Source organism: Pseudoalteromonas sp. JC3, assembly GCF_030291895.1.
Taxonomy (GTDB): domain Bacteria; phylum Pseudomonadota; class Gammaproteobacteria; order Enterobacterales; family Alteromonadaceae; genus Pseudoalteromonas.
Window position 1 is genome coordinate 1161132 of record NZ_CP127856.1, and the last position, 19214, is coordinate 1180345.

Annotated in this window: 23 protein-coding genes; 10 read left to right on the top strand and 13 right to left on the bottom strand. The window is 40.3% G+C overall.

The window, feature by feature from the left end:
• Positions 1-191 precede the first annotated feature (191 nt).
• The 3 genes from QSH61_RS23650 to QSH61_RS23660 are packed head-to-tail and all read left to right on the top strand — an operon-like array spanning position 192 to position 2868.
• Positions 192-884, top strand: coding sequence for a hypothetical protein (locus tag QSH61_RS23650; RefSeq protein WP_206472436.1), 693 nt, complete (start codon positions 192-194; stop codon positions 882-884).
• Between the two features lie 20 nt (positions 885-904).
• Complete coding sequence (locus QSH61_RS23655) at positions 905-1876, top strand: hypothetical protein (protein WP_206472435.1); 972 nt, start codon at positions 905-907, stop codon at positions 1874-1876.
• 32 nt (positions 1877-1908) lie between these two features.
• The gene (locus tag QSH61_RS23660; protein ID WP_206472434.1) at positions 1909-2868 is read left to right on the top strand and encodes a hypothetical protein; all 960 of its coding nucleotides are present in this window, start codon (positions 1909-1911) and stop codon (positions 2866-2868) included.
• A 47-nt stretch (positions 2869-2915) separates the two neighbouring features.
• Here QSH61_RS23660 and QSH61_RS23665 read toward each other — a convergent pair whose 3' ends face one another.
• The 6 genes from QSH61_RS23665 to QSH61_RS23690 form a co-directional block, all read right to left on the bottom strand.
• A complete protein-coding gene (locus QSH61_RS23665) occupies positions 2916-3497 on the bottom strand; it encodes a hypothetical protein (RefSeq protein ID WP_206472433.1) in 582 nt (193 codons plus the stop codon).
• A 59-nt stretch (positions 3498-3556) separates the two neighbouring features.
• Positions 3557-4096 carry a hypothetical protein gene (locus tag QSH61_RS23670; RefSeq protein ID WP_248298709.1) on the bottom strand — a complete coding sequence of 180 codons (540 nt, stop codon included), beginning with the start codon at positions 4094-4096 and terminating at the stop codon, positions 3557-3559.
• A gap of 2 nt (positions 4097-4098) precedes the next feature.
• A complete protein-coding gene (locus QSH61_RS23675) occupies positions 4099-4416 on the bottom strand; it encodes a hypothetical protein (RefSeq protein WP_206472432.1) in 318 nt (105 codons plus the stop codon).
• A gap of 128 nt (positions 4417-4544) precedes the next feature.
• Positions 4545-5234, bottom strand: coding sequence for a hypothetical protein (locus QSH61_RS23680; RefSeq protein WP_206472431.1), 690 nt, complete (start codon positions 5232-5234; stop codon positions 4545-4547).
• 111 nt (positions 5235-5345) lie between these two features.
• Positions 5346-5783, bottom strand: a complete 438-nt coding sequence (locus QSH61_RS23685; protein ID WP_206472429.1) for a hypothetical protein — start codon at positions 5781-5783, stop codon at positions 5346-5348.
• A 141-nt stretch (positions 5784-5924) separates the two neighbouring features.
• Positions 5925-6182: a helix-turn-helix domain-containing protein gene (locus QSH61_RS23690; RefSeq protein WP_119232699.1), complete on the bottom strand. Its 258-nt coding sequence runs from the start codon at positions 6180-6182 to the stop codon at positions 5925-5927.
• 334 nt (positions 6183-6516) lie between these two features.
• Between QSH61_RS23690 and QSH61_RS23695 the strand changes: the two genes are divergently transcribed.
• The gene (locus tag QSH61_RS23695) at positions 6517-6750 is read left to right on the top strand and encodes a hypothetical protein (RefSeq protein WP_010604282.1); all 234 of its coding nucleotides are present in this window, start codon (positions 6517-6519) and stop codon (positions 6748-6750) included.
• Positions 6751-6830: 80 nt separating this feature from the next.
• On the opposite strand, the gene QSH61_RS23700 is transcribed toward QSH61_RS23695, so the two are convergent.
• From QSH61_RS23700 to QSH61_RS23730, 7 genes are all read right to left on the bottom strand, one after another.
• Complete coding sequence (locus tag QSH61_RS23700; RefSeq protein ID WP_206472428.1) at positions 6831-7700, bottom strand: MBL fold metallo-hydrolase; 870 nt, start codon at positions 7698-7700, stop codon at positions 6831-6833.
• Positions 7701-7776: 76 nt separating this feature from the next.
• Positions 7777-8574 (bottom strand): substrate-binding periplasmic protein, encoded by a 798-nt coding sequence (locus QSH61_RS23705; protein WP_206472427.1) that lies wholly within the window; start codon positions 8572-8574, stop codon positions 7777-7779.
• A gap of 535 nt (positions 8575-9109) precedes the next feature.
• Positions 9110-11278 (bottom strand): S9 family peptidase, encoded by a 2169-nt coding sequence (locus QSH61_RS23710; RefSeq protein WP_206472426.1) that lies wholly within the window; start codon positions 11276-11278, stop codon positions 9110-9112.
• 129 nt (positions 11279-11407) lie between these two features.
• Positions 11408-13360 carry a methyl-accepting chemotaxis protein gene (locus QSH61_RS23715; RefSeq protein ID WP_010604278.1) on the bottom strand — a complete coding sequence of 651 codons (1953 nt, stop codon included), beginning with the start codon at positions 13358-13360 and terminating at the stop codon, positions 11408-11410.
• 183 nt (positions 13361-13543) lie between these two features.
• Positions 13544-14872: a sigma-54-dependent transcriptional regulator gene (locus QSH61_RS23720; protein WP_206472425.1), complete on the bottom strand. Its 1329-nt coding sequence runs from the start codon at positions 14870-14872 to the stop codon at positions 13544-13546.
• Positions 14869-15405: a hypothetical protein gene (locus QSH61_RS23725; protein ID WP_010604276.1), complete on the bottom strand. Its 537-nt coding sequence runs from the start codon at positions 15403-15405 to the stop codon at positions 14869-14871. The genes QSH61_RS23720 and QSH61_RS23725 overlap by 4 nt, the downstream gene beginning before the upstream one ends.
• A complete protein-coding gene (locus QSH61_RS23730) occupies positions 15402-16772 on the bottom strand; it encodes a sensor histidine kinase (protein ID WP_010604275.1) in 1371 nt (456 codons plus the stop codon). The genes QSH61_RS23725 and QSH61_RS23730 overlap by 4 nt, the downstream gene beginning before the upstream one ends.
• Positions 16773-17145: 373 nt before the next feature.
• Between QSH61_RS23730 and QSH61_RS23735 the strand changes: the two genes are divergently transcribed.
• From QSH61_RS23735 to QSH61_RS23760, 6 genes are all read left to right on the top strand, one after another.
• On the top strand, positions 17146-17367 hold the full coding sequence (locus QSH61_RS23735; RefSeq protein WP_010369619.1) for an EF-hand domain-containing protein: 222 nt from the start codon (positions 17146-17148) through the stop codon (positions 17365-17367).
• A gap of 43 nt (positions 17368-17410) precedes the next feature.
• Positions 17411-17632: an EF-hand domain-containing protein gene (locus QSH61_RS23740; RefSeq protein WP_010604274.1), complete on the top strand. Its 222-nt coding sequence runs from the start codon at positions 17411-17413 to the stop codon at positions 17630-17632.
• Between the two features lie 65 nt (positions 17633-17697).
• Positions 17698-17919, top strand: coding sequence for an EF-hand domain-containing protein (locus tag QSH61_RS23745; protein WP_206472424.1), 222 nt, complete (start codon positions 17698-17700; stop codon positions 17917-17919).
• A gap of 58 nt (positions 17920-17977) precedes the next feature.
• Positions 17978-18199 carry an EF-hand domain-containing protein gene (locus tag QSH61_RS23750; RefSeq protein ID WP_174169421.1) on the top strand — a complete coding sequence of 74 codons (222 nt, stop codon included), beginning with the start codon at positions 17978-17980 and terminating at the stop codon, positions 18197-18199.
• 57 nt (positions 18200-18256) lie between these two features.
• On the top strand, positions 18257-18478 hold the full coding sequence (locus QSH61_RS23755) for an EF-hand domain-containing protein (protein ID WP_010604272.1): 222 nt from the start codon (positions 18257-18259) through the stop codon (positions 18476-18478).
• Between the two features lie 57 nt (positions 18479-18535).
• The gene (locus tag QSH61_RS23760; RefSeq protein ID WP_010604270.1) at positions 18536-18757 is read left to right on the top strand and encodes an EF-hand domain-containing protein; all 222 of its coding nucleotides are present in this window, start codon (positions 18536-18538) and stop codon (positions 18755-18757) included.
• The last annotated feature ends 457 nt before the right edge of the window (positions 18758-19214 follow it).

A 19214-nucleotide genomic window follows, 5' to 3' on the forward strand; every position in this document is an offset into this window, starting at 1 on the left:
TTACAGCAGATATGATAACTGGTGTCTGTGGTAAAAGATTTAATAAGCCGCATCGTTTTAAAAGCTGCACTAGCGGTAATTCGATTGTTAGAGTGGTATTATTAAGCCCTTTTCTTTTATCAACAACTGCATTGTTGATATTTTTAACAGCGATTATAGTTGGTGTGTTCACCGAACAGGAATGGTTTCACATGCTCGAAGCAATAGGTTGGCTAATACCTATTAATTTTGCGCTAGTAAATCTTACCCCCTACCTGTCAACTTTTGTAAAAGAAAAATGTGTTTATTTTGACAGGGAAAAACAAAAAGTATCGTTTACTTTTGAGATACCTCATTGTACTGAGCGAGATGAGTTCGGGAATTGTTGCTTTGATTACTCAGAGATAAACTTACGCTATCAACGTGTTTATACCAATGAATATGGTGCAATGACATACGCACCAATAATCAGCCATAAAGATGGACAGAAGTTCCCTAAAGCGAAAATTACCGCCATCGTAAATGAAAATGGAAGAGTGCCGATAGAGTGCCTTATGTTATTTGAAGATATCCGCCGCTTTATGGATAAAAGCAAACCACTCCCAGAGTCGCCTGAATATGAAGGGTTTAGGCATCTAGACCCAGTTACAGCGGAGCATGATAAAGCGATAGGAAGACCTGCGAGCTATTGGAGCGAGATGTCACTCGAACAGCAGTTAGAGATAGCGAATAAAATATATGAACCAATCTACGAGCTTAATGAGGAGTTTCCTAAAAAGCCACTGCCAGAGATGAAAGAGCCGTGGAAGCACTGGAAACCAGATGGTAAAAAAGGAGAGGGTGAAGGGTTTAAGCATGAGATCCTACTAATCGCCATGCAATTATTTACAGCAAAACCAATGTAAAAGCTGGTGATGATATTAGTATGAGAACTACACGATATAATGGTTTTTTTAGGACTTTCGACTTTAGGTTCTCTTCTCACAATGAAAACAATGGCTTGGCTTTTTTTAGTAACCCTGAGCATGATAAGGTATATTCAAAAGTAGAATCTGAAAAGTGGCGGTATCATATTGTTTTAAAAGAAAATGATGGGAGGAAGTTTTTTGATTTTCTTCCTCTTGCGTTGTGTCTCACTCTTTGGGGATATCTCGCATTCACCTTGATATTTAACATCTTTTCTTTTGAGGTTTCTAGAAAAGAGTACTTTGAAAGCTTCCTTCAACTTTTCTTCACTAATTTATTTTTTTCTCTCTTTTTCTTAAATGTTTACCCACTATTTTTAAATAAAATTGAACGTAGATACGCCTACTTCGATAGAGTTAAACAAACCGTTAGTTTTAGTTTTGATGTTGGCTCAGACGAGCTGGATGAGTTTGGCAATCAGTGTTTTCCATGGCTGGATATAGAAGCGGAAATTTTTGAGCAAATTGGCGATATGGGAGTCCCACGTTTTTTTGTCCGTTTAGTGCACAAAGATCGTGATAAATACCCAAAGGTAAACCTTTGTATGGATGTTGTGGGAATACAAAACTCAGCTATGTACTGTCATTTACGGTGGGAGTTGATTATCCGACATATGGATAATACTAAACCATTACCAGATATTCCTATTTATGAGCTTGATAGAAGCAAAGATGATTTGACGAGGGAGTTTGATAAGCAAAACAATCGACCAAAGCTTTTTTGGGCTGGGTTTAGTTTGGGAGAGCAGAGTCGATTAAAACGACTTTATGAAGAAGACGCAGCAGATTTTAACTTCACTTACGGCCCTGAACGTGAGGAAATTGTAAAGCCTTGGTTAAAATGGAAACCAGATCTGACTCAAGAGCAGGTCAATAAAAAGCAAAGCTTTATAAAAGTCGCGTTAATACAGGTTCTAACAGGGTTACCATAACGGTTGCTACAGCTTTTTCAGGGAGGAAAATAGTGAACACACTTCAGAAAAATAGTTTCTTTAATCGGTTTTTTTGTGAAAATAGCTTTAAAGGTGGGCTAAGTAAAAATAGGCATGGTTTGGCAGTTTATAGAAAGTTTTACACTCCAAAATTGGATGTGTATTTAAATACTAATGAACGCTACTTTTATGAAGAAAAGCCTAGTAGCACAACCTTTTTTCTATTTTATTTACCATGCGGTATTTCCTTTGCTATTTGGGTCTTGCTACTTTTGAACTTTCTTGTTGTTATTTTTACTGACGGAAGTTTCTACTGGCCGATTCTATTGATAATTCCAATATACTCCTTTATAGCGGTTAATTTTTTAGGCTTAACATATGATCGTGTCAAGTTTAAAGGAGCTTATTTTGACCGCAAAGATCAAAAAGTCAGCTTTACGTGGAAGATAGAAAACGCTAGTGAATTTGATCGATTTGGTAATCCAACATTCGATTGGAAAGACATTGAATGTCACACTAAAAATGAATTTGCAACTTTAGGTATTATGAAAGGGTTTATTGAAATCAGACATAAAGACTTAGAGCGTTACCCGAATGCGAAACTAACAATAAATGCCTCTGGTGATACGTCGAAGCCTGTACGGTGTTTTTTGGAGTGGGAGTCGATTGTTAGGCACATGGAGCAAGATAAACCTTTACCAGATACACCGGAATACGAGCTGTATCGAGAGTTGGATCCGATCACGAAATCGTTTGATGAAAGTAATGGTCGACCAAAAGGCTTTTGGACACAATTTAGTCTTGAACAGCAAAGAGAAATTGAAGAGCAAATATTTCAAGAGGCTTTAAAATTTGACTGGTCTGAGGGCAAAGTTCAACCAGAAATTACAAAGCCTTGGGAAGTATGGACCCCTGATCCCAAACGGCCACCCAAGCCAAGAGGTATGTTCACCATGATAATGTTACAGCTAGTATTTTGCTATCCGGAATAGGTGTTGTGGATAGCTTTTAACTTCTGATGCTTTTATCGAGCCTTTAACTACTTGTACCTGTTGATCTCGACCCGGATCACCCCATCTTCGGGCGTTGAATTAAAATAGAAGGGGTGATCTTGCCAGCGTTCATCACTCCCAAATATTTCACCAACAGCCGCTGCGGTTTCGATTGGTTCGTCTTTATTGATATATATATCCACTCTACAGGCCGTTTCACGGCAATCAATATTAGTTACGCGCAGCTTGTTTAGGATTTCGTTTTCCATGAAAAAATAATGAATTTGATCGGAAAATTCGAATGCCCAGGTTTCGTCTACAGATTGCTCGTTAAACCCTTTATCTTTTGAAGGCGTGATTGTTCTTTCGTCACTTTCTTTAGGTGTTTTAATTTCAGTATATTGGTTAGTGCTATTCTCATCTGCAAACTTACCATTAGGCTTTGGCTTGCTGATAGCTACTTCTTCGAGGTGTGGCTTTACATTGTCGGAAGCCTTAATGTTGCTGGAGAGAGCTGCGATACGCTCCTCCAAATTATCTCGCTCAAGCTCTAAGTCTGAGATTACCGTATTCAGATAGATAGAGTAAGCAGCTAATAAAATAGTCCCTATTGCTGTAAGGTATCGCATAGTAAATCCTTGTTTATTTTTTAATTATTATATTTTTAATAGTTTTTTATATCATTCAGTCATGGTAAACGGAACTGAGCTAATAGTGTTTTAGCTTCTAAACTATCAAATTGCCCACCAATATGCAGTATGTGTTGGCTAGATTTGTTAAAGATAAAAAGCTCATCAAAACTACGAGTGTTGTTGGTCAGCGATACGGCCAGCCAGTCTCCAGTGTTAAATATGGCAATGTCGTTAGGTGATAGAAGCTCATGGACTTGATAGGCAATATTGTAATCAATGGCTGGCTTATCTTTGTTTTTCAATGCGATAAAATAAGACGCAAGATCAAGTTCATACTTGCTATGTAGACCACCGGTAATATTCTCAGCCGTTTGTAACTGAAAAATGAGTTCGCCATGCTCCGTTGTAACGGTGAACGAGGGTAACTCTGAATGAAGAATATTGAGATGAGTAACGTTTTGCTTGGGGATACAGAGCTTCACAGTACTAAATTCAAGCCAGTATGGTTCGTCTTGGCATTGTGGTTTAGGCCAGCTTTCTGCATAGCTAGAGGTGGGTAATAGCGCAAAAAGTACAATTGATAATAATAACTTCATTGTTACACTCCAAGAGAAGCTAGCTTCATTGGAGATGTATAATTTAATATCACCTTTTTCGCACACGAAAGCGATTGTTCTTCACTTAATTGACTAATAATACTTTGTGTAAAGTTTTTAGCGATCCAACCTATTGTTGCTTTAGCACCTGTTGGTTTAGACGCCGATTTTAAAGCGGTTCTGTACCGTCGCGTTTCTTCAATCATTTTACCAAATATTTCAGCGACTTTAGGGTTTACTTCACCTGAAAATTTTAAGTTAACGCCTGCACTTTTATCAAAGGCGTTAATGGCATCCTTGACTGATTTTTCTTCGTTCATTGGTCATCTCCTTTGTGAACCATATACATTCTTAGAGAAAACAGATAAGAGGTGAACTAATGCTGAACGAGGAGTTTGGGCTTAACGCTGGCAACAGATGACAACTAGATACCTAACAACAAAAGCCATTACGGCTTTTGTTGTTGATCTGTTTTATGTATTACTTCATCGCTGTCATCTTCATCATCATCTTCCTGTTCGGGCCGTTGATTTTCTACAAAAATGGTGGCGAGTAAGATAGTTACAACACAAGAAAGCAGAATACTTTTTGCGTAGGGGTAACTTTTGTAAACCCAATTCCAGCTCCAGAAGGGCTTAGCCGTTGCTTCTGAGACGCCAAAGATATAATCCATATTTCGGAACAAGTTTTCTACAAACGCGGCTGAGTCTACAATGATAAATAACATGTAGATACCGTACAATAAAATGTCGGCATGGGTAATGTAGACGGCACGCCAGTCATTTGGGTAGAAGCGGCGCATAAACAATAAAGAGTACATCACTCGTTTTCTTAGTATTAAAAGAACCGGTACATCAACACAGAAGTGCATTAAATAAATCATAAAATTCTTTTTATACGGCGGTTCCTCTCGCATATAGATGTCAATCAACTCAAATAAGGCAAACTCGATTATGGTAAAGAGAAATATCACCGTGATGATATGCACGATATTTACTTGATTTCTATAACAGGTAGCAAGAGTCGTCATCACGACAAGAGTAGCTATACCATAAAACAACTCTGTATTGAGATGTATATATGACAATAACCCAGTAAACAGCAATGCTGCAATATAGAAGAGCCAAGACGTTTTCATTATTTATTCCTTGCTGTCCTTTACTCGTTTAGTATTATTTCAAACTTTCGTCTTAGCATGAAGAGAGTTAGCTTAAACAGATAACATTGTGAAGTCACAAGGTATCGTGCTTTACCCTCTTGGATCTTCAAATTGGTGTCCACCAGAACCCCCATTGACACGCTTCAAATCTCTATCGTTTATTAGTAATCTTGTTTCACCGTGCATACTCGCAGCACCTGTATCTTCATGTTGGTGTCCTCGATAGCCCCGATTGTTCTGCTGCAGGTCCTGACAATTCAGCACAGAACTGCACTGATTGTAAACATATTCACTCTGCAAGTTTTTATAATGTTCTAAACCTGAACCACCCACTATTCGGTACAGTTGTGACTCCGCCATAGTATTACCGTTGCGATAGCACTGAGTTGCTACAGCGCGATGTTTGTTACGACTAGCGTGATTAAGTAAGCGCACGCGAATGCTTTGTTTAATTTTACTCACAAATTGTTTTATCGTGATAAAGCAAAAGGTTAGTGTGCCTGCTGTCACATTTTTGAATAGCTGCATGTTGATTTCCCTTCAGGATTATTTTCGGTGTTTTGGTTAGCACTACTCTATCGCGAAACGTCAAAAATGAGAATAACTTGTTGCTTATTTTGTAAACAAGTGAAACTAAAAATGTTGTATTAAAAGGTGGATGTTAACACACTAATCTTCCTGACCTTTTTGGTTTTTGCGCTTTTTTGCAGGAGAAGGGCTTTCTCGCCAGAGCTTTACGTCTTGCATCTTTGTGCGTAGGTCCATAAAGTAGTCTGTAATTGGATTAACATCCATACCACAGTATGTACTCCATTCTAAAAAGTACTCGAATGAAAATTTCCGAATACCTTTTTCATACTCTTCATAGGTTTGTCGCCGGATCCCTACTAAGTCAGCCATCTGCTGGGTGGTTTTATCAGCCGACATGCGCAGTCTTCGAAGATCATCACCTGTACACTTAAATCGGGTTCTGCCCACTCACTTAATCCTTTTTCACTCGGGCTCGCGGATATGCGAAAGTTAAATTTTAACGCCGTTACTGTTTCTATTTTGTAAAATTTGGATTGTAACCGCATGTACCAAATTTGCAAGCTTGTTTTGTTTTTATGTTGCTAAAATGATTTTATTAAAATGTAAGTTATTGAATGATGGTGTTTATTTAAATTTTTGTTGTGAATTTTTTTGTTCGACAGAATTTTCAGGCGAAGTTTTTGATAAGCTCAGCTTTATAGAATATCGGTTGGTGACAAAGGATTATTATATGGATTACTTACGTCAGTATAACGATCTTAATATTTATTATGAGGCGTTAAAAAAAGCAAGTAAGCAAGGCTCAGATGTGCCAGAGTCCACGGCTAAATGGTTAGCGTTAGTGGAGACCACACTATTTGAGCTACAAGAGCTTGCCTATATGGAGAAAGCATATATGCAAAAGTCTAAAACAATGAGTAATTTAGTCGACCTTGTTTATGCCAGTGCACCAACGATGGAGTAGTGTTTTTAAGCTAAGGATTTTCGGTGGAGGGGATGTGCATTACTGGCATCCCCTTTTTTAAAATAGGTTAGCAGTTTATTTTACTGGGGGGATTTCAAACTGCGATAAAATAAAGTGGTAACGCGCTCTTCTGGTAGCCAATTAGCATAGTTAAGATTAAGTACTTGTAGCGGACGCGCGGCTACAACTTCTTCCAAGCTTGTATTATTTTTCATTGCATCTAGCATAATCGTTTTCGCTTTTTGTAATAGTGCCAGATAATCTTGTAAATTTTGTTTATCTGTTACAGGGCCATGGCCTGGTATGATGGTGGTCTTGTCGCCTATTTTCTCTATCACATCTTGTACTGCTGCAATGACTCCGTCTAAGGAGCCGCCGCTGTCGACATCGACAAAAGGTAAGCTGCCTAAATTAAAATAGATATCGCCCATATGTACGGCATTTGCTCGGTCAAAAAAGATCACTGCATCGCCATCGGTATGGGCGTGATGATAATGCCACAAGTGAGCATGCTCTTGGTTAAAGTGGAGCTTCATATCACTGCCAAATGTCAAGGTTGGCAAGTAGTCAGAACCGTCACCATGTTTTTGTTCTAACCGCTTGTATACATTGTGATGCGCGATAACATGGCTGCCCGCTTGTGCGAAATTTTCGTTGCCTCCTGTATGGTCGCCATGATGATGGGTATTAATAACAAACTCAGGTGCATTGGGTTGGATTGTTTTGATTTTTGCTTTAATTTGTTCACTGAGTTTAGCGAACTGATCATCGACGATATAAACGCCATCTGAGCCCGAACTTATGGCAATATTACCGCCTTGCCCAAATAGCACATGAAGGCCCCTTGCAACCTCTTGCAACTTAAACTCAACGTCATCAGCTTGTGCGTTTGAAATGTTTATCAATCCAAGCGCGATCGCAGTGAATGAATTTCTTACTAATTTAATCATGATCCATCCTTTTTGTTCTATTTTTTGTTTATTTCTATAAAGCAGTGGCTTAAGGTGTTTTATCATGCGTGCAGATTCATTCGTCTGCCGCTGCTGCGTTGTCTATTACCTGCCTCAATGCAGCATCCATCTTTAGGATAAAATCTTGTTTAAATGGATATTTTTCTTCAAACCCTTTTAAGTACCCAATGTGGGCAGTGCGACGCATTACTATTTTATCTTCAACAATATTACTGGTGTTTAAACTTGGTGTTATCTGCGACATTTTATTAACACCAAGTAAAGTGGAAAGCCGATCATTGACGTAACAATCAACGCGCCCACGTGCGAGCTTTTCGATATTTGAACGTGTGCTTTTGTTTTCCCAAAGTTGAATAAGTCCTTGTTTTTGCGCTTCCATTAGGCTTTCATCTAAGATGATATAACCGGCATTAATGCCAATATTAAGTACTCTTTCTGGTTTTACATGAGGCAAGTGCTTTAAGGTGATCCCTTGATTGCAAAAGGCAACCACTACCTCTTCTTGAAGGGGAATGGAATACGGCCAGATATAGGGGCGTTTTTTGATATGAATATAAGGTGGCATTAATGCCATTGCTTCGCCGGATGCCATCGAGGAAACGCCTCGCTTCCATGGTACCGCTTGCAAGTTAACTTGATATTCATGACTCAGCAAACGCGCTGCTTGCTTTACAATATCGACATAGATGCCATAAAGCTCGCCGTTAATTTGATAACTATATGGCGGATAAGCATCGTCGACCAAAATGGTTACCTTGATAGGTGCTGAGTATTCAGGTTTATGGGGAACGGCGTTAGATAAGAGCGGCAGAAAAATACAGCAGCAAATAAAAACCAAGCGAAATAAATTCATTTTTCACTTATGTACGTAGTAGTCATTTTTTAAATATAGCCAACAAATAGCGAGTTTGTTAGGTGAAGGTACTAAACTTGTGTTATGGAGAGCTTAGGCTATAAATGCCTAATATTTACTTATTTAATATGCTTCATTGTTGCTTGATTGAAGCACTTAGGTATTGATACTGCTAAAGTATATTTAACCTGAGCTGCGGATAATTAATGCCTTTCTAGCAGCCAGTTTTAGCGCTAACTGCGTTGAATTCACTTCCAATAGCCAGCTATTGGTGCGTAAATTCGCCTTGCCTACAGGATGTAGGTACCTTAGCGAGAGCAGGACGCGGAAGCGGTGTTTTCCCTAAAACTCTCTGGCTAGACAAGGAAAAAACTAAGTTGTGCTTTAGCAACAATGAGTTGGAACATTCCTTATCCAAACCTCAGGTTATTTAGATCTTTTTAGGGCAGATGTGTACTAAAGAAAGTTAGTTGAATAGTTTAGCAAGAGGTAGTCAAAGGAGGCTAAAGCCTCCTTTGTTTAATGTGACCGATGACTACAGTTTATTTTCAGCGAGTGCGATAAAGAAACTATAACTTAATGCGACATCGTGGATACGCTTAAAGCGACCAGACGCACCACCGTGGCCGGCTTCCATATCAGTTTTTAGCAGCAGTAGATTATCATCTGTTTTGTATTCGCGTAGCTTAGCGACCCATTTCGCAGGCTCGAAGTACTGCACCTGAGAATCATGCAAACCCGTGGTTACAAGCAGGTTTGGATATGCTTGGGCTTTAACTTGATCGTAAGGTGAGTAAGACAGCATGTAATCAAAATACGTCTTCTCATTTGGGTTGCCCCATTCGTCGTACTCATTTGTGGTCAGCGGTAGCGTTTCGTCCAGCATGGTATTGATCACGTCAACAAATGGTACAGCTGCGTGTACACCATCATATAGTTCCGGCGCTTGGTTAATGACTGCACCCATTAATAGGCCACCTGCGCTGCCACCTCTGGCATAAATACGTGAAGCATCACCATATTTTTGCTCAACGAGTGCTTTTGTGACATCAACAAAGTCGTTAAAGGTGTTCTTTTTATTTAATTTTTTGCCGTTATCGTACCAAGGACGGCCAAGCGTTTCTGAACCACGAATATGCGCAATAGCATAGACAAAACCACGATCTAAAAGGCTTAAACGACTTATAGAGAAAGTTGGCTCAACATTAGAACCGTATGAACCATAACCGTATTGTAGTAGCGGGTTAGAACCATCTTGCTTAAACTTATCTTTACGATAAACAATTGAAACTGGTACTTTTATGCCGTCACGTGCGGTGACAAAAATACGTTCAGATTGGTAGTTTTCAGGTGCAAAGTCACCCAATACTTTGTCTTGCTTTAATAGTGTTTTGTCTAAACTAGCAAGGTCGACATCATACACAGAAGCCGGGGTCGTCATACTCTGATAACCAATTCTTACTGCGCCTGCGTCTAAATTTGCATTACCAGTTAAATACACTGCGTAAGCCGGGTCGTTAAAGGTTAAACGCTTGCTTTCGTTATTATCTAAATCTAATACGGTGATTTGGCTAAGGCCATTTTCACGCGTTTCGTAAACAAGGTGCTGATTAAATAGCTCAAAGCTATCTAGTTTTGCATCGGCATTGTGCGGTACAACGGTTTGCCATTTTGAAATATCACTTGCATCACTGGCTTTAACGCGCATCAGCTTAAAGTTTACGGCATCTTTATTGGTGTGGATGTAATACCAGTCGCCAAGTTTAGCAATGCTATATTCATGACCACTTTCTCTTGGAATAAAGCGCTCAGGAGTTGCTTTTGCATTATCTGCGTCTAGTAAAGATACACCTGATGCCTCGGTGCTGGAATGGTGAATGTATATTTTGCTCTTGTCTTTACTCTTTGAGATATAGGTGTAATAGCTGTTATCTTTTTCTTCGTAAATCAGTTCATCTGTGCTTTGCGCTGTGCCTAGAGTATGACGGAATACTTGATAACCGAGCAAAGTAACCGGATCTTTTTTGATGTAATAGATGGTCTTGTTATCGTTCGCCCAAACGATAGGGCCTGACGCACCTTCGATTGTATCGTCCAGTAACTTACCTGTTGTTAAACCTTTGATTCGGATAGTATAAATTCGACGACTTACTGTATCTTCAGCAAAAGCTAATAGATTTTCGTTGGTTGAAACGGAAATACCACCAACACCGTAGTAGTTTTGACCTTCAGCGCGGATATTCGCATCAAAGATAGCTTCCGCATTTTTACCATCTTTGTGTTCACTGCGGTAATAAGTGAAGTATTCTTTGTCACCCTCAGTGGCACTAAAATAATAATAACTGCCGTTTAGTACCGGCACGCTGCGGTCATCTTTAACCACTTTGTTCTTTATTTCTTCAAATAAGGTTTGTTGTAGTTGCTCTGTGTTTACGAGCTTGCTGTCGGTATAGGCATTTTCTTTGGTTAAGTGTGACAGCACCTTTTCATCGCTTCTAGTATCGTCACGTAGCCAGTGATAATTATCGACAAGTTCTTGACCGTGAATGGTCGTCTTGTGTGGGATCTTTTCTGCAACTGGTGCCACAACGGCTGCGGACTGTTCTGCTTTAACGTCAGATGTTGCGTTTTGAGATGGCGCTTCTTGACAACCAAGTACAGCAACCAAAGATGCTGCTACTAATGTAAATTTAAATTTCTTCATTTTTATTCTTCTGTAATAAATCAATCCATCCATCGAGTCTATCTAGTTCTTATTATAAGGACAACTAATTGAGACGATATTTTATAACAATTGTAGAGACTGGGTTTAGCCATTCGAAACGTAAGCGACTTAATTAATATCAAAGCGGCCAACCAAACGCTCTAAGTCTTTGGCTAAGCTAACTAATTGGTCAGCACCTGCGTTTAATGCTGCCGTTTCTTCTCCGACTTGTCGTACGGAAACATCCACCGAGTCAATCAAACGTCTAGTGTGGCCTGCATTTTCTCCTTGTAATGAGGCTTGTGACGCTATATTTGAAACCGAAGTTTTAATTCTCGACACTGCCTGAGCGATATCAGTAAACGCTTGCTGAGCGCTTTGTGATTGTTTGATAGCTGTCTCAGACTCGCCTACGCTCGACGTCATTTGGGCCGATACCGTCCTCGTTTGTGCGATGAGGTTAGTTAACACTTGCTCTATTTCCTGTGTGGCGTCATGTGAGCGCTGCGCAAGCGTTCTTACCTCATCAGCAACCACTGCAAAGCCCCGACCTTGTTCACCTGCACGGGCAGCCTCAATCGCTGCATTTAATGCCAAAAGATTAGTTTGCTCTGCGATAGAACGGATCACCCCTAAAATATTAGTGATATCTTGGCTTTCACTTTCGAGTTGGTTCATGGCGTTGGCGGACTCAGCCAACGAATGATTAAGCCTCGCAACCTGCGATACTGTACTTTCTATTGTGCTGTTACCACGCTGAGCGTGATCGTCCGCAGTGACGACATCCTCTAAAGTATGACTGCAGCTTTCACTAATTTCGGTGGCAAGCTGCTCCACGGTTTCGGTAGTCGTAGTCGCGCTGGCGGAGTCTTCGGCCTGCGTATGGCATTGATTACGGATGTCGTTGATACTTTTTTGTGATCCTAACGCAGCATCATTCAATGTCGAGGCATTGCTTTGAATATCTTTTACGAGCGAGTTAATTGAGTCCAAAAATTTATTGAACCACGCGGCCAGCTCCCCAATTTCATCATGGGTGACGACTTTTAAACGTTTAGAAAGATTGCCTTCACCTTGTGCTATCTCTTTTAAGCCTTCAGACACCATTTCAATAGGTTCAACTATCTTATTGGCAAGCGTTATTGCAATGATAATAAACAGAATTACCATGATGAACGCGATAATAGTGATACTAATCGTCATATCGTAAGCTGAAGCCAAGATTTCATCTTCATCAATCACCGCGATAAATTGCCAGCCAAGAGTGTCGGAGCGATAAATCTTAGCGTCATAGGTTTTGTTATCAGTTTCAATGGTAAGGTAGGGTTCGTTTGTGGCGTTTCGTATAGCCTCGTAGAGTGGGCTAGTGAGATCTTTAATGTGTTTAAAGTTGTTATTTTTATTTTTAGGATCGGCAAGTACAGTGCCGTCGGCATCAAGGAGGATTAAATACCCAGACTCCCCAAGACGAATATTGCTAACAATATCGGTCAGTGTAGCGAGTGTTACATCTAATGATTGCACGCCAATCACTTTGCCATCATGCTTTATACCTGTGGCAACCGAGACCATGGCTTGCCCCGTTACCCCTTGATAAGGCTCGGTAAGGATAACTTTGCTTGGATCTTTTGAAGCATTTTGATACCAAGGGCGTTTTCTTGGATCGTAATCGCCAAGGGGCTCTGCAGGATACTGAATAAAACCACCGGAACCAGTGCCAAGATACACAAACAGTAATTCTTCATGGGTTTGCCCAAATGCGCGGTAAAGCTCAAAAATATTGGCTTCTGTTTGACCGTTTTGTAGCGGGGTCATGGGCTTCTCTGCACCAAAATAAGTAGTGGTATCTTGGCTTACTTGCTGCACGGCCTTAGACTCGGCGAGGAAGCGTGCATTTTTCTTCATCTGCTCAAAAAACAGTACAAAAGACTGTTCGGCTTGCCGTATCTCATTGCCGGAAGCATCAAGAAATTTATCGAGAGAGTCACTTTTGGTCTGAGAAATGCTGACCACAGAAATCGCTAAAATAGGAATGATCACAGTGAGAACAAAGCTAATAATGAGCTTTTTGCGCATTTTCATACAGACAACCCTTAACTATCCGAGTGTTTTTATTATGCTCCTAGGAGGAGCGCATATTCTCAGGGCAAAATCTGAGCCACGGGTGTGGCTCGTTCAAATCCGTATTATAAACACTTTGCAGTGGTAAATTTGACCAATCAACGCGCTTCAGAAATTAAAACTAATTTTACCCCTCTAATAGGTTTAGCATTGGATCTCATGTTTTTTAAGTAATTTGTAAAAATCAGAGCGATTACGTTGCGCAAGTTTTGCAGCTTCCGATACATTCCCTTCGCAAAGCGCCAGTACTTTTTGGATGTAGTCATACTCAAATTGGCGTTTTGCTTCATTTAACCCCGTAAACGCATTCTGCTCTTTATCCTTAGGCAGGGCTTTTTGTACGATATCTTCAGTGATCATTTTACCCGGAGTAATAGCAACACAGTGCTCTACGATATTATGGAGCTGACGGATGTTACCCGGCCAATGATAATTCAACAAATGCGTAATACTTTGTTGGTTAAATTGCTTTTCGCCATCGCTAAGTGCACTTAGGAAGCGTGATGCAAGTAGTGGAATATCTTCCAATCGCTCTCTTAGACTTGGTATTTCAACAGATACCACGTTTAAGCGATAGTATAAATCTTCACGAAATTGCTTTTCCGCAACGGCGCTTTGAATATTCTTGTGGCTTGCAGAGACAAAACGAACATTGACCTTGTGCTCGGTTTGGCCGCCCACAGGGCGAACGGTGCGTTCTTGTAAAACACGCAGTAGCTTAACTTGCAAATCAAGCGGCATATCGCCAATTTCGTCGAGGAATAGGGTGCCACCATCTGCTGCTTGTACTAAGCCTTCTTTGTCGCTCACCGCGCCGGTAAACGCGCCTTTTTTATGGCCGAATAGTTCAGACTCCAACAGGTGAGCGGGCATTGCGCCACAGTTAATTGCAATAAATGGGCCTTGCGCTTGGTTACTGGCCAAATGGATTGCTTTTGCTGTCACTTCTTTACCGGTACCGCTCTCGCCTTGGATAAGAATGTTTGCGTTGCTGCTGGCTAGCGCCTGAATTTGCTGTACCAATTGACGCATTGCGGCACTTTGGAATAACAATCCATGGAAGTTATTTGGATCTGAGGTTTGTGCGGTTCTTACTTTTCCTGCAAGCGCCTCATTGATGACATCGAGCATTTGCTGAGAGTCAATGGGTTTGGTTAAAAAGCTCACAATGCCTTGCTGCATGGCGTCAACAGCGTCAGGAATCGAGCCGTGAGCGGTCATCATGACAACGGGCATGCCGGTATAATACTTCTTTATTTGCTCATTAAGTTCAAAGCCGTTCATGTGTGCCATCTTCAAATCGGTGATGACCAAGTCGATAGGCATTTGCTTGAGGATATTTAACGCTTGCGTACCGCGGTGCGCAACTTCAACTTCGTAGCCGTGACTTTCTAAACGCATCGCCAGTAGCTCAGTTAAAGACGTATCGTCATCCACTAAAAGTAACTTTGCGCCTTGTTGTGTTTGACTCATAGTGAATCCTCCTCAAGTGATGGGTTTTCAGAAAGATCGGTTTCTAAACGTTGTTTTTCTATGTCAGCAAGCTTTTGTTTTAGCTCGGCAAGCTGCTTTTGGGTTTGTAACAATTGCTCTTGGTGCTGTTGCGCCTTATTGTCAGAGTAATAATTACTGATTTTTTGCTCACGAAGGCTTTGGGTATGCCAAGCTAACGACTCAAACCAAATGTTGTAATCTTCTGGCCAGTAATCTTGTAGTTTTACTTCTTCAATGGCTTTAAGTTGCTTGGTTGTTGAGTCTGTACCGCAATAGGTGTGAATAAAGCCTTGTAAGTGCAGCGCACCTTTATAGTAATCGTTAAATGTCACGTTATGTTTTTTAGCGCACTGGCTGACTAAGGCTTTGATCACCTCAGCTAAAGGCACAAACTTAGCGCTGGTTTCTGTTTTTACAGGACCAATAAACTGCTTTGTCTGCTCGACCTTTTGCTCTGTTGTGGCACAACCACTGAGCAAAAATAGCGTGATACTTAATGCGATGTATTTCATTTTGGATCCCTTTTTGGAAAGGCGACTTGAATACTGGCGCCAGATTCTACTGATAGCCATTTCACATCGCCTTTTAATTGCTTCACACACTCAGAGACAATGGCTAAACCTAAGCCACTGCCATTATTATTTTTATTTTTCTCGCCACGAACAAACGGTTGGAATAATGAATCGGCCTCATTGACGTCGATGCCATCACCATCGTCACGGACTATCAGCAATACATCACCATTTCGCTCTTCAATTGAAATAGTGACATTGCTTTTAGCATGATCGATGGCATTGCTCACTAACTGAGTTAACACTAATTTGCACGGAAGATAAGGCACTTTTAGCTCATCATGATTTTGCCAGTTCACTATCACATCAGTCTTTCCTAGCTTATCGCTAAGATGCTTAGAGACTTCCTCTTGGATAAGATTCATTTCGGCGTCGTGATGTAGGCTATCGGGGTGACTGGCTGCACTATAGCTGAGCAAATCATCGATCAATGAGCCAAGCTTTGCAACAGAGTTTTCCATAATGATGAGAATACGTTGTTGTTTTGGATTAACATCTCCAAGCAATCCACTATTTAATAAGCTGCTTCCTTCGTTTAGCGATGCTAAAGGGGTTTTAAGCTCATGAGTAACATGGCGCAAGAAGGTTTCTTTTTGTTGTTGAATACGCTTAAGTTCGAGCCTTAACCAATTTAGCCTGTCACCCAATTGCTGCAATTCATGACTGCCAGAGAGTTCAACCGACTTATCGAAATTACCTTTACCTACCTCAGATACCGCAGATTCTACCTGATTAAGTTGCTGACAAATCCGGTTGATCAAAAAGATGCTGATCACGATAAGGGTGGGTAGCAAGATAACGAGACCAAACATAAACCATGTTTGCAGCTGCACGAAATGGGATTCTTGATCTGATAAGCGCTTATTAAGTGTTTGTTGAAAGCTTTCCTCGAATTGATTAAGCACCTTAACCAATTGTTGGAACTCTTCAGCTTTTGAAGTGGCATTGATTTCATCTGGCGCGAATTGTCGCCATTTAGCAACAAACAGCGAGTCGGGTAGATTTATTTTTAATAATTGAATGCGTTTTTTGGTATTTTGCCACTTCTGCTCGATGCTTTCTTGCAGTGTTTCACTTTGCAGCAGCTGATTATTTTGCAGTGCTTTTTCAAGCGCACTGATATCTGCTTTCACAAAATTGTATTCAAGAATAAGTTTTTGATTTTTATTATAAATATCCTGTGTTTTTTGTTGGTTTTTGGACAGTGCCTGGGCGTACCACAAAGTCAATGTGAGTATTGGAAGCACACCAATAAACATGGCAATAAGTGCCTGTTTTTGTAATGACTGAGAAAAAATTTTTTTCACGATGCTAAATCCTTAAAAAGGGTGCACAAATTTCAATCAAATGGTGTTGCGAGATTTGCAAAATTTTCTACCCAAAAATTTACCTGTTGCAAAGCTGCGACAATCTAACTTCAAGAAAAATAAAGACTTTTTATTTTTCGCTTTTTTAACTGTTGCCATTTAGCAACAGTCAGCCTTAATCCAACCTTAATCTTTTTAAGTGATTTAACTTAACTCATTGATAAACGGTATTTTTTCAATGTTGGCATCAAAGTTGGAATAGTTATCTCGAAAGCGAAAAACGAAACGCAAAAACAAATGCAAAATCAGTTTTAGCTTTAACAGCAAAATGTTTAACACAGAATTTAGTTTTTAATCTTACGAGGAAAGCACGATGAAAAATTTAGCAATCGCAGTATCAGCAGCAGTAATGACTTTGGCATCAGTAGGTGCACACGCAAACACGGATTTCGACAAATTAGACATGAATGGTGACGGTTACATCTCTATTGAAGAAGCAAAAGCAGATGAAGGCCTTCTTGCTCAATTCAACGAGCTAGACGCTGACCAAGACGGTCAACTAAGCCAAGCAGAATTTGATAACTACGAAGGTTAATTCGCCCAGTTATCACATCACTTTAATCGTTTAGGAGAAGATCATGAAAAATTTACTAGCAGCACTTTCAATTACAGGTATGACATTAGTTTCAGCATCGGCAATGGCGATGGATGACTTCGAAAAGTACGACACAGATGGCAGCGGCACGATCAGCATGAGTGAGGCGCAGGTTAACCCTAAGTTAGCTGAGCAATTCAAAACACTTGATGTTGACGGTAATGGCGAGCTAAGCGAGTCAGAGTACGAGCACTTTGAAGGCTAATTTGAAAGTTTGGTATCGGTGAGTCTTCGGACTCTCCGCCAAGACTAAATTTTAAGGAGAATATGATGAAAAATCTACTAGTAGCAGTTTCCCTAGCGGGTCTATCAATGGCATCAGTTAATGCGGTAGCTGGTGACGACTTCGCCAAATACGATGCCGATGGTAGTGGCACAATCAGCATGAGCGAAGCGAAAGTAAATCCCAATCTTGTTGAGCAATTTACTCAGCTAGATGGTAACGCTGACGGCGAGTTAAGTGAATCAGAATTCGCAAATTTTGAAGGCTAATCAATAGCCCTCCAATTTTATAAAACGATACAGTATTTAAATTTTTGAGGAATAAATGATGAAAAACGTACTAATTGCACTTTCAATCACAGGTTTATCTTTTGCTTCTGTTAATGCAATGGCGGGTGAAGACTTCTCAGCGCTAGATACAGATCAAAGCGGCACAATCAGCATGAGTGAAGCACAAGCGCATACTGCACTTGCAGAGCAATTTAAAGCGCTAGACGCTGATGCAAACGGCGAGCTAAGCGAAACAGAATTTGCAAACTTTAAAGGCTAAACAGTAGCCCTCCAATTTTATAAAACGAACAGTATTTAAATTTTTGAGGAATAAATGATGAAAAACGTACTAATTGCACTTTCAATCACAGGTTTATCTTTCGCGTCTGTTAATGCAATGGCGGGTGAAGACTTCGCAGCGCTAGATACAGATCAAAGCGGCACAATCAGCATGAGTGAAGCACAAGCACACACTGCACTTGCAGAGCAATTTAAAGCGCTAGACGCTGATGCAAATGGCGAGCTAAGCGAAACAGAATTCGCAAACTTTAAAGGCTAATCAATAGCCCTCCAATTTTATAAAACGAACAGTATTTAAATTTTTGAGGAATAAATGATGAAAAACGTACTAATTGCACTTTCAATCACAGGTTTATCTTTTGCTTCTGTTAATGCAATGGCGGGTGAAGACTTCGCAGCGCTAGATACAGATCAAAGCGGCACAATCAGCATGAGTGAAGCACAAGCGCATACTGCACTTGCAGAGCAATTTAAAGTGCTAGACGCTGATGCAAATGGCGAGCTAAGCGAAACAGAATTCGCAAACTTTAAAGGCTAATTAGAGCTGGAGAAGTAGATTTACCTGCGCAAGGGAGTGACATAGGAAAAGGAACTGATGTCAGGGAGCAGGGAATAGAGTTCAAAGATTATGATTATTGTTGAGTTATTTGGCAACATTACTGATTTGTTCAACTAAGCGCCTTTTTTCGGGCAAGTTTAAACAAACTGGTATAAAGGAATACTTACAGCGAGGCATCGCTATCAGAATCTTTGAGCTCCAAATTGAGAGTTTGGATGTCATTAGGGAAGTAAAGTGAAGGATCATAGTCGGTAAGAGTAAGGCGGTTATTCGCACCGCACCCAAAGCTTGGCTTAATAGCCAAGCTTTTTTTGTTTGTTTTTCAGGCTCTTCCGGTTTACTTAGCTGAACTTAAATCATTAATCATTTCTTGCTTATTTAAGCTTTTAGGTTCAGTGGTTGAAAAATTTAGGGCGACCGTGTGTTTACTCTTGGA

What these genes read in the sequence shown, in the direction of transcription:
- QSH61_RS23710 (WP_206472426.1), bottom strand. Translation starts at nt 11,278, where the DNA reads ATGAAGAAATTTAAATTTACATTAGTAGCAGCATCTTTGGTTGCTGTA.
- QSH61_RS23715 (WP_010604278.1), bottom strand. Translation starts at nt 13,360, where the DNA reads ATGAAAATGCGCAAAAAGCTCATTATTAGCTTTGTTCTCACTGTGATC.
- QSH61_RS23685 (WP_206472429.1), bottom strand. Translation starts at nt 5,783, where the DNA reads ATGCAGCTATTCAAAAATGTGACAGCAGGCACACTAACCTTTTGCTTT.
- QSH61_RS23745 (WP_206472424.1), top strand. Translation starts at nt 17,698, where the DNA reads ATGAAAAATCTACTAGTAGCAGTTTCCCTAGCGGGTCTATCAATGGCA.
- QSH61_RS23650 (WP_206472436.1), top strand. Translation starts at nt 192, where the DNA reads ATGCTCGAAGCAATAGGTTGGCTAATACCTATTAATTTTGCGCTAGTA.
- QSH61_RS23670 (WP_248298709.1), bottom strand. Translation starts at nt 4,096, where the DNA reads ATGAAGTTATTATTATCAATTGTACTTTTTGCGCTATTACCCACCTCT.
- QSH61_RS23690 (WP_119232699.1), bottom strand. Translation starts at nt 6,182, where the DNA reads ATGTCGGCTGATAAAACCACCCAGCAGATGGCTGACTTAGTAGGGATC.
- QSH61_RS23700 (WP_206472428.1), bottom strand. Translation starts at nt 7,700, where the DNA reads ATGATTAAATTAGTAAGAAATTCATTCACTGCGATCGCGCTTGGATTG.
- QSH61_RS23705 (WP_206472427.1), bottom strand. Translation starts at nt 8,574, where the DNA reads ATGAATTTATTTCGCTTGGTTTTTATTTGCTGCTGTATTTTTCTGCCG.
- QSH61_RS23655 (WP_206472435.1), top strand. Translation starts at nt 905, where the DNA reads ATGAGAACTACACGATATAATGGTTTTTTTAGGACTTTCGACTTTAGG.
- QSH61_RS23740 (WP_010604274.1), top strand. Translation starts at nt 17,411, where the DNA reads ATGAAAAATTTACTAGCAGCACTTTCAATTACAGGTATGACATTAGTT.
- QSH61_RS23720 (WP_206472425.1), bottom strand. Translation starts at nt 14,872, where the DNA reads ATGAGTCAAACACAACAAGGCGCAAAGTTACTTTTAGTGGATGACGAT.
- QSH61_RS23675 (WP_206472432.1), bottom strand. Translation starts at nt 4,416, where the DNA reads ATGAACGAAGAAAAATCAGTCAAGGATGCCATTAACGCCTTTGATAAA.
- QSH61_RS23725 (WP_010604276.1), bottom strand. Translation starts at nt 15,405, where the DNA reads ATGAAATACATCGCATTAAGTATCACGCTATTTTTGCTCAGTGGTTGT.
- QSH61_RS23680 (WP_206472431.1), bottom strand. Translation starts at nt 5,234, where the DNA reads ATGAAAACGTCTTGGCTCTTCTATATTGCAGCATTGCTGTTTACTGGG.
- QSH61_RS23760 (WP_010604270.1), top strand. Translation starts at nt 18,536, where the DNA reads ATGAAAAACGTACTAATTGCACTTTCAATCACAGGTTTATCTTTTGCT.
- QSH61_RS23750 (WP_174169421.1), top strand. Translation starts at nt 17,978, where the DNA reads ATGAAAAACGTACTAATTGCACTTTCAATCACAGGTTTATCTTTTGCT.
- QSH61_RS23665 (WP_206472433.1), bottom strand. Translation starts at nt 3,497, where the DNA reads ATGCGATACCTTACAGCAATAGGGACTATTTTATTAGCTGCTTACTCT.
- QSH61_RS23755 (WP_010604272.1), top strand. Translation starts at nt 18,257, where the DNA reads ATGAAAAACGTACTAATTGCACTTTCAATCACAGGTTTATCTTTCGCG.
- QSH61_RS23695 (WP_010604282.1), top strand. Translation starts at nt 6,517, where the DNA reads ATGGATTACTTACGTCAGTATAACGATCTTAATATTTATTATGAGGCG.
- QSH61_RS23735 (WP_010369619.1), top strand. Translation starts at nt 17,146, where the DNA reads ATGAAAAATTTAGCAATCGCAGTATCAGCAGCAGTAATGACTTTGGCA.